The sequence below is a fragment of the Hydrogenophaga sp. genome (assembly GCF_035481345.1).
Lineage (GTDB): Bacteria > Pseudomonadota > Gammaproteobacteria > Burkholderiales > Burkholderiaceae_C > Hydrogenophaga.
Map to the genome: position 1 here is coordinate 92,388 of NZ_DATIGV010000106.1, position 7,438 is coordinate 99,825.

Below are 7,438 nucleotides of genomic sequence, written 5' to 3' on the forward strand. Positions count from 1 at the left end.
GGGCTCCCTAGGGTAGTTCGGTGTTTTCGGCGGGCGCGGCCCCGCTGCGCGGTCCCACGCTGCCCAGCCGCTGGCGCAGCGACTGCGGCGCGCCGCTCATGAGCGCCGCGTAGTTCACAGTGTTGGTCAGCACGCGCTGCACGTAGTCGCGCGTTTCCTCGAAGGGAATGTTCTCGGCCCAGACCTCGCCGGGCAGCACGGGGCCGTTGCGCCAGGCGCGGGCGCGCGAGGGGCCGGCGTTGTAGGCCGCGGCGGCCAGCGGCAGCGAGCCCTCGAAGTCGTCGAGCGCGAACTTCAGGTAGGCGGTGCCGATCTGGATGTTGGTGTCGCGCTCGTTGATGTGGTGCGGGCGGAAATCGCTCAGGCCGATCTTGCGCGCCGTCCAGCGCGCCGTGGCGGGCATCACCTGCATCAGGCCGGAGGCGCCGACGTGCGAGCGCGCCTCCACCACGAAGCGGCTTTCCTGGCGGATGAGGCCGTAGACATAGGCCGGGTCGAGGCCGATGTCGCGCGTGCGCGCCACCACCTGCTCGCGGTGCGGGGTGGGGAAGCGCTGCTGCATGTCGATGGCCTCGCGTGTGCGCTGGCTGGTGTTGATGCAGCGGTCCCACAACTGCTCGCGGCAGGCCAGGTCGGCGGCGGCGAGCAGCTCGCGGTCGGGCATGCCGCCGGGCGTGTGCAGGGCCACCTGGTAGTTCCACTCACGCACACCTTCGCCGCGCAGGCCCAGGCGGATGGCTGCGAGCGCGCGGCGCAGGCCGGGGTTCTGCTCGGCGGCGCGGCGCTCCTCGGCCGTCAGCGGCTCGGGCGGCGCGGGCGCCACGATCGGCAGACCCAGCGACTCCATGGCCAGCATGCCGTGGAAGTCGCGCGGCGAGGCGATGGCCTCGTAGATCTCGCGCGCCTGGGCGCGCGCCACGCTGGCATCGGGCTCCTGCAAGGCCTCGATCGAGCGCGCGCGCCAGTAGGTCCAGCCGATCTCGCCGCGCTGCGCGGGACTCATGGCGTAGATGGCGTCGCGCACCGCGTCCCAGCGACCCAGGCGCAGGCCGGCGCGCGCCATCCAGGCCAGGTGGTCGTCGGTCATGAAGCGCAACTCGCCCTTGGCGAAGTACGACAGCGCCTCGGCCTGCAGGCGCTGCGCCGAGCGCTTGCCGATCACGCCCCAGAGCCAGCCGCGCTCCTCGGCCGTGAGCTGGGCGCGCCACTTGAGGCTGTCGAGCTCGCCGGCCGCCAGCACCGGGTCTTGCGAGGCCAGGCGGATGATGGCCAGGGTGACCAGTTCCTTGGTGCGCGGGCGGATGGCGGTGATTTTTTCGTCGAGGTATTTCGCGGGGTTCGCCGCGATGGCGTCCACCGTGGACACCGCTTCGGGCTGCACCAGCCCCACCGCCTGGGTGGCCGCGCGGCCGCGGCCCACTTCCATCATCAAGCGCGCGCGCTGCCAGGCCACGGCGGGGCGCAGGTGGCCACTGGCCAGCAGCGCCTGCGCGGCGGTGGCGCAGCCGTCGTCCGCGTCGCGCTGCGCCAGCCAGAGTTCGCGCACGCGCTCGGCCGCCACCTCGGGCGGCAGGCGGCTGCCGGCGGCGTCGAGCATCACCGTGTAACAGGTGATCTGGCGGTCGTCGTTCATGCGGAACAGCGGGCGCTCGGTCTCGAAGCGCGCCCAGTCGCGGTTCTTGCCGAGCTGCAGCAGCCAGTCGTTGCGCAGGCGGTCTTCCCAGTAGGTGCCGGCCATGGCGTCGAGCGCGGCGCGGATCTCGGTGGCGGGCGCGGAGTCCAGGCGCGCGCGCATCTCCCAGTAGCGCGCGAGAGGCTCCAGCACATGGCCGCGCGCGGCGGGCAACAGGCGGGTGAGTTCGCTGGCCTGGCCGCGTCGGGAGGCTTCGCTCATGGACAGCACGGTCTGGTCGGGCGCGGCGGTCTGCGTCCACGCCAGCGACGGCAGCAGCAGCGCCGCCATAATGAGCCGCGCCCCGGGAGCGGGGCGGGCCGCGAAACGCGCCATCCAGCGCTTGCGAAATCCCTGCATATCGACCTTCGTGACGTACAGCCGATTATGGACAGCAACGACGGCCAGAGTTCCCCTTCACCCGTGCACAAGACGGCCGGCGGTTCGCCCGGCGAGCAGAAGGCGCAGTGGCGAAAGGCGCTGGTGGACAAGCGCCAGCGCCTGTCCGATCGCCTGTGGCGAAACGATCAGTTGCAACGGGTGATGCGCGTGTGGCTGGTGAACCGCCCCGACACCATCATCGGGGCCTACTGGCCCATCAAGGGCGAGTTCGACCCGCTGCCCGCGTTGTTCCGCTGGCAGGAGGCCGGGCTGGAGGAAGACGCGCAAGGCCAGCAGCGCCACCGCCGCATTGGCCTGCCGGTGGTGAACAAGATCGACAAGACCCTGACCTTCTACACCTGGTACCCGGGCTGCCCGATGGAGGAGGACGCCTACGGCATCCCCAAGCCCAAGGACACCGAGATCGTGCACCCCACGCTGATCTTCGTGCCCTGCGTGGGCTACGGTCCGGGTGGCTACCGGCTGGGTTACGGCGGCGGTTTCTACGACCGCACGCTGGCCACGCTGCGGCCCAAGCCGTTCACCGTGGGCCTGGGTTATGACTTCGCCTTCCTGCCCTTGCTGCGGCCCGAGCCGCACGACGTGCCGCTGGACGCGGTGCTGTGCGACAAAGGGGTCGCCTGGCCCGTGAGCTGAGGCGCCCGCGCTCCGCCGCCGTGCGGGCCGCTGCCCCCGGGGGTTGAATCGATCGCCTGCTCAGGGGTGCTCCGCGCTGGCGTGCACCTCGCTGATGCGCCGCTCGCGCCGGATCAGGTAGAGCCCGCTGCCGACCACGACCGCCGCACCCAGCCAGGTGTGCGGGCCCGGCAGGGCCTGCCAGATCAGCCAGTCCAGCCCCAGGCCCCAGGCGAGCGCGCTGTACTCGAACGGCGCGACGATGGACGCCTGGCCGTGGCGGAAGGCTTCGGTGATGGCGAGCTGACCGCAGAAGCCCGTGATCGCCAGCGCCAGCAGCAGCGGCAGGTCGGCGCGCGCGATGGGCAGCCAGTTCGGCAACGCGAGCAGACCCGCGCCCACGGCCATGGACAGCATCATGGTGAGGATCAGCGACTCGCTGGTGTCGGTGCGGCTGGCCAGGCGGCCCGCCACGGCGGCCACGGCATAACACAGCGCCGCGCCCAGGATGGCTAGGCCGCCGGCGGTGACCAGACCGGACTGCAGGTCGGCGCCGCTGGGGCGCAGTGCGATGAGCACCCCCCCGAAGCCCGCTGCGATGGCCCACCAGTGCGCGGCCGGCACGCGTTCCTTCAGCACCGGCACCGACAGCGCCGTGATCAGCAGCGGCGCGATGAAGAACAGCGTGTACGCGGCCGACAGCGGCAGCGTGCGCACGCCCATGGTGAACAGCGTGAGCATGGCGATGCCCAGCACGCCGCGCAGCGCGTGCAGCGGCCAGCGCGCGCGCAGCACCGTGTGCCAGGTGCCGCGCCAGGCGATGTAGACCAGCACCAGCGGCAGCGCGGTGAGGCCGCGCAGCGCGGCGATCTGCAGCGCTGGGTAACGCGCCGCGAGCGTCTTGAGCACCGCGTCCATGAGCGCGAAGAAGCCCACGGCGATGAGCATGGCAACGATGCTGCGCAGGTTGCCGTTGCTGGGTGAGGACATGTGTGGGAGCGAAGAGCGTTAAGTGCGAGGGTGCCGCGGAACCGGCTTTGCCGGGCCGCAGGCGCCGCCCCCTGGGGGGTGACGCCGAAGGCGGCGCGGGGGGTTAGTCAATTTGATCAACCGTGTCGGGATCCGGCACATCGCCGATCGCCTCGCGCGTGGCGGCGGCCTGGCCCAGCAACCAATCGGCGAAGGCCTTCACCTCGGGTCGGTGCTCGCTGCGCGGCGCCATCACCAGCCAATACACCAGGGGTGAGTCGATGCGCGTGTGAGGCAGCGGCTCGACCAGCGCGCCGCTGGCCAGGCTTTCGGCCACCAGCGGCAGGCGCGCCAGCGCCACGCCCTGGCCGATGACGGCGGCCTGCACGATCTGCTGCGCGTAGTTGAAGTACAGCCAGCGCTGCGGGTTCAGGCGCGGCTTGCTGCTGGCCGCCTTGCGCCCGCGCGGCGCGGTCTCGGGGCCCGCGAAGTGCTCCAGCCAGCGCTGCCAGGTGAGCCACTCCAGGTGGCGCGTGCGGTGCGCGTCGCCCGCCTCGATGAGCGAGCAGCCCGCCAGGTCTTCGATGCGCTGGATGGGATGGCTCTGCAGCAGCCAGGGGCTGGCCACGGGCGTGAGCTTCTCGCCGAACAGGCGGATGGCACCCGGCGGCACCGCCTGCGGCACCGCGTAGCGCAGCGCCATGTCCACGTCGGCCGTGGCCAGGTCCACCGCCGAGTCGGTGGCGTCGATGCGGATGTCGATGTCGGGGTGGTCGCGCTGGAAGGCCTCCAGGCGCGGGATCAGCCACATGGAGGCGAAGGAGGCCCAGGTGGTGATGGCCACGCTCTTGCGCCCCGCGCTCTGGCGGATCTGGCGCACGGTGTTGTCCACGCGCTCCAGCGCCGTGCCGGCGGCGCGCAGCAGCATGGAACCCGCGCTGGTGAGTTCCACCGCGCGCGTGTGGCGCAGGAACAGCGAGGCGCCCACCTCGTCCTCCAGCGCCTGGATCTGTCGGCTCACCGCGCTTTGCGTGAGCGACAGCTCCTCGGCCGCGGCGCGGAAGTTCAGGTGCCGTGCCACCGCTTCGAAGGCGCGCAGGTGGCCCATGCCGATGGGCCGGGTGCGGGGGTGGCGGGGTGTCAGGCTCATGACGATTGATGCGGTGAACGAATCAATAGCTTAGCCGGCTTTCATTGGACGTGTTGCACACCAAGCCCGACGATGACATCCGCGCCAATACCCCCTGGTGCATGGAGAAACCCCATGGAAACCCGTTCCGAATCGGCATCAACCTCCCAGCGTCGCGGCTTCGTCGTCGGCGCCCACCGGGCCATCAGCCTGCGTCCCGCCGAAGACAGCCGCCTGATCGTCACCACCGGCCGCGCCTGGGTCACGCTCAACCTGCCGCACCAGCCCGACGGCCTGGGCGACCACGTGTTGCGCGCCGGCGAATCGCTGTTCGTGCCGGCCGGCGCCCATCTGGTGATGGAGCCCTGGATCCGCGGCGAGGCGCTGCGCTTCGACTGGGCCGTCATCCCCCAGGCCGAGGCGCGACCGCAACGCTTCTCGCGCGAAGTGGTCGCGCCCTCCCGCGAGCTGGCCACCGCGCTGGGCCAGGCCACACTGGCCTTCGGGCGCCTGCTGCGCGGCGTGCTCGGTTACACCGAGTTCCTCGTCGCCGGCCGCGGCCGCGTGCTCTCGCGCTTCGAATCAAACCCGCCTTGAGGTTTTCTTCGGGGCCTTCTTGCGCGGCGCGCGCGCGGCCACCGCGGCCTGCAGCGCCAGCCGCGCCCAGGGCTGCATGAGCGCAGGCGACTCCATCGCCTCCTCAGGCGCCGTGAAGTAGTGCAAGCGCATGGCCTTGCCCTTGGCCTCATAGACGAAGGGCCGGCAGCCCGCCGCCAGCCACTGCGGCTCGGTCTCGGCATTGGCCTTCAGGTAGAGCGTGTTCCAGGCGATCAGCCCCAGGTTCATGCCGTCCACCGACAGGCCCCAGCCGCCGAACATGCGCCGGGCCACCACGTGGCCCAGAGGCGACAGCAGTTCACAGGCGTGCTCGACGAGGGGGTCGGGGGCGGTGGGCATGGGCGGATGAGAAGGTGGGAGGCAGAATCCTCGCATGGCCAGACCCAAGTCAGCTACCCACGATTTGAAACGCGATGAGATCCTCGACGTCGCCGCCCAGTGCTTCGCGCGCCAGAGCTTCCCGGCCGCGAGCATGAACGACATCGCCAAGGCCTGCGGCACCAGCAAGGCGCGGCTCTACCACTACTACGAGAGCAAGGAAGCGATCCTGTTCGACCTGCTGGACCGCTACACCCAGCGCCTGCTCGCCCTCATCGGCGAGGCCGAGGGCCGGGCCCAGCGCAAGAACCTGTCGGAGCGCGACGCGCTGAGCGAACTGGTGCGCGCCTTCCTGGCCGAGTACGAGACCAGCGCCACGCGCCACGCGGCCCTGGTGTCCGACACCAAGTTCCTCGGCCCGGCGCAGCGCGAGCAGGTGGTCAACCGCCAGCGCGACGTGGTGGCCGCCTTCACCCGCTTCATCAAGCGCGCCTACCCCGAGCGCGTGACCCCCACCAACCAGGCCGCGCTCACGATGATGCTGTTCGGCATGATCAACTGGACCTTCATCTGGCTGCGCCCCGGCGGCCCCATGAGCTACGCCGGCTTCGCCGAGGAGGTGGTGGCGGTGCTGGAAGGCGGCCTGGCCGGCCGTCGGCCCGAGTGACTCGAAGGGGATTTCTGGCGTTTACGTATATGAAACGAGTTTCGATTAGTTAAAATTCTCGCTTCCCCACCGGAGACAGACCCCCATGAGCAAAGCCTTCGCCTCCCAAGCCGACCTGCAGGACAAGAAGATCACCTTCGAACAGCTCAGCCCGCACTGCTGGGCCTACACCGCCGAAGGCGACCCGAATTCGGGCGTGATCATTGGCGAGAAGTTCATCATGGTCAGCGACGCCACGGCCACGCCCGCCATGGCGCAGGACCTGATCGCGCGCATCCGCGAGGTCAGCGACAAGCCCATCAAGTACGTGTTGCTCACCCACTACCACGCGGTGCGCGTGCTGGGCGCCAGCGCCTACGTGGCCGAAGGGGCCACCGAGGTCATCGCCAGCCGCGGCACCTACGAGCTCATCGTCGAGCGCGGTGCCGAGGACATGCAGAGCGAGATGGAGCGTTTCCCGCGCCTGTTCCGTGGCGCCGACAGCGTGCCCGGCCTGACCTGGCCGACGATGGTCATCGGCGACGGCAAGCCCGGCCGCCAGGGCTCGCTGACGGTGGACCTGGGTGGCGTGAAGGTCGAGATCTGGCACCCTGGCCAGGGCCACACGCGCGGCGACACCATCGCCTGGGTGGAAGACGAGAAGGTGCTGTTCAGCGGCGATCTCGTCGAGTACGAGGCGGGTGTCTACACCGGCGACGCCCAGCTCGAGGAATGGCCCGCCACGCTCGAAGCCCTGCGCGCGCTCAAGGCCGAGGCCATCGTGCCCGGCCGCGGCGAGGCCATGAAAGGCAATGCCGACGTGAACAAGGCGCTGGACTACACCCAGCGCTGGGTCACCACCCTGTTCCAGGCCGGCAAGGAAGCCGTGGCCGGCAACATGGACCTCAAAGCCGCCATGGCCCACACCCGCAAGAGCATGGACCCGGTCTTCGGCCACGTCTTCATCTACGAACACTGCCTGCCCTTCGACGTGAGCCGCGCCTACGACGAAGCCAAAGGCATCAAGAACCCGCGCATCTGGACGGCGGAGCGGGACAAGGAGATGTGG

At 70.4% G+C, this 7,438-nt stretch carries 8 protein-coding genes; 4 read left to right on the top strand and 4 right to left on the bottom strand.

The genetic code is table 11. From position 1 onward, the window contains the following. Positions 1–7: 7 nt before the first annotated feature. Positions 8–2,008 carry a lytic transglycosylase domain-containing protein gene (locus VLG41_RS11775; RefSeq protein ID WP_414652490.1) on the bottom strand — a complete coding sequence of 667 codons (2,001 nt, stop codon included), beginning with the start codon at positions 2,006–2,008 and terminating at the stop codon, positions 8–10. A 51-nt stretch (positions 2,009–2,059) separates the two neighbouring features. Between VLG41_RS11775 and VLG41_RS11780 the strand changes: the two genes are divergently transcribed. Then, positions 2,060–2,710: a 5-formyltetrahydrofolate cyclo-ligase gene (locus VLG41_RS11780; protein ID WP_325349592.1), complete on the top strand. Its 651-nt coding sequence runs from the start codon at positions 2,060–2,062 to the stop codon at positions 2,708–2,710. A 60-nt stretch (positions 2,711–2,770) separates the two neighbouring features. Here the strand turns inward: VLG41_RS11780 and VLG41_RS11785 are convergent, their stop codons facing one another. Together VLG41_RS11785 and VLG41_RS11790 are read right to left on the bottom strand one after the other, a co-directional pair. Beyond that, complete coding sequence (locus VLG41_RS11785) at positions 2,771–3,679, bottom strand: DMT family transporter (protein ID WP_325349593.1); 909 nt, start codon at positions 3,677–3,679, stop codon at positions 2,771–2,773. A 103-nt stretch (positions 3,680–3,782) separates the two neighbouring features. Further along, complete coding sequence (locus VLG41_RS11790) at positions 3,783–4,808, bottom strand: LysR substrate-binding domain-containing protein (RefSeq protein WP_325349594.1); 1,026 nt, start codon at positions 4,806–4,808, stop codon at positions 3,783–3,785. A gap of 114 nt (positions 4,809–4,922) precedes the next feature. On the opposite strand from VLG41_RS11790, the gene VLG41_RS11795 reads away from it, so the two are divergent. Further along, complete coding sequence (locus VLG41_RS11795; protein WP_325349595.1) at positions 4,923–5,384, top strand: DUF2917 domain-containing protein; 462 nt, start codon at positions 4,923–4,925, stop codon at positions 5,382–5,384. On the opposite strand, the gene VLG41_RS11800 is transcribed toward VLG41_RS11795, so the two are convergent. Further along, complete coding sequence (locus VLG41_RS11800; protein ID WP_325349596.1) at positions 5,370–5,744, bottom strand: TfoX/Sxy family protein; 375 nt, start codon at positions 5,742–5,744, stop codon at positions 5,370–5,372. The two genes, VLG41_RS11795 and VLG41_RS11800, sit on opposite strands and share 15 nt — an antisense overlap. A gap of 34 nt (positions 5,745–5,778) precedes the next feature. On the opposite strand from VLG41_RS11800, the gene VLG41_RS11805 reads away from it, so the two are divergent. After that, complete coding sequence (locus tag VLG41_RS11805) at positions 5,779–6,390, top strand: TetR/AcrR family transcriptional regulator (protein WP_009516734.1); 612 nt, start codon at positions 5,779–5,781, stop codon at positions 6,388–6,390. 85 nt (positions 6,391–6,475) lie between these two features. Next, positions 6,476–7,438: MBL fold metallo-hydrolase (locus VLG41_RS11810; protein WP_325349597.1), on the top strand; the 963-nt coding region annotated here is incomplete at its 3' end.

Bases quoted from the DNA above. Each gene is read 5' to 3' on its own strand.
- VLG41_RS11775 (WP_414652490.1), bottom strand. From the start codon at position 2,008: ATGGCGCGTTTCGCGGCCCGCCCCGCTCCCGGGGCGCGGCTCATTATG.
- VLG41_RS11780 (WP_325349592.1), top strand. From the start codon at position 2,060: ATGGACAGCAACGACGGCCAGAGTTCCCCTTCACCCGTGCACAAGACG.
- VLG41_RS11785 (WP_325349593.1), bottom strand. From the start codon at position 3,679: ATGTCCTCACCCAGCAACGGCAACCTGCGCAGCATCGTTGCCATGCTC.
- VLG41_RS11790 (WP_325349594.1), bottom strand. From the start codon at position 4,808: ATGAGCCTGACACCCCGCCACCCCCGCACCCGGCCCATCGGCATGGGC.
- VLG41_RS11795 (WP_325349595.1), top strand. From the start codon at position 4,923: ATGGAAACCCGTTCCGAATCGGCATCAACCTCCCAGCGTCGCGGCTTC.
- VLG41_RS11800 (WP_325349596.1), bottom strand. From the start codon at position 5,744: ATGCCCACCGCCCCCGACCCCCTCGTCGAGCACGCCTGTGAACTGCTG.
- VLG41_RS11805 (WP_009516734.1), top strand. From the start codon at position 5,779: ATGGCCAGACCCAAGTCAGCTACCCACGATTTGAAACGCGATGAGATC.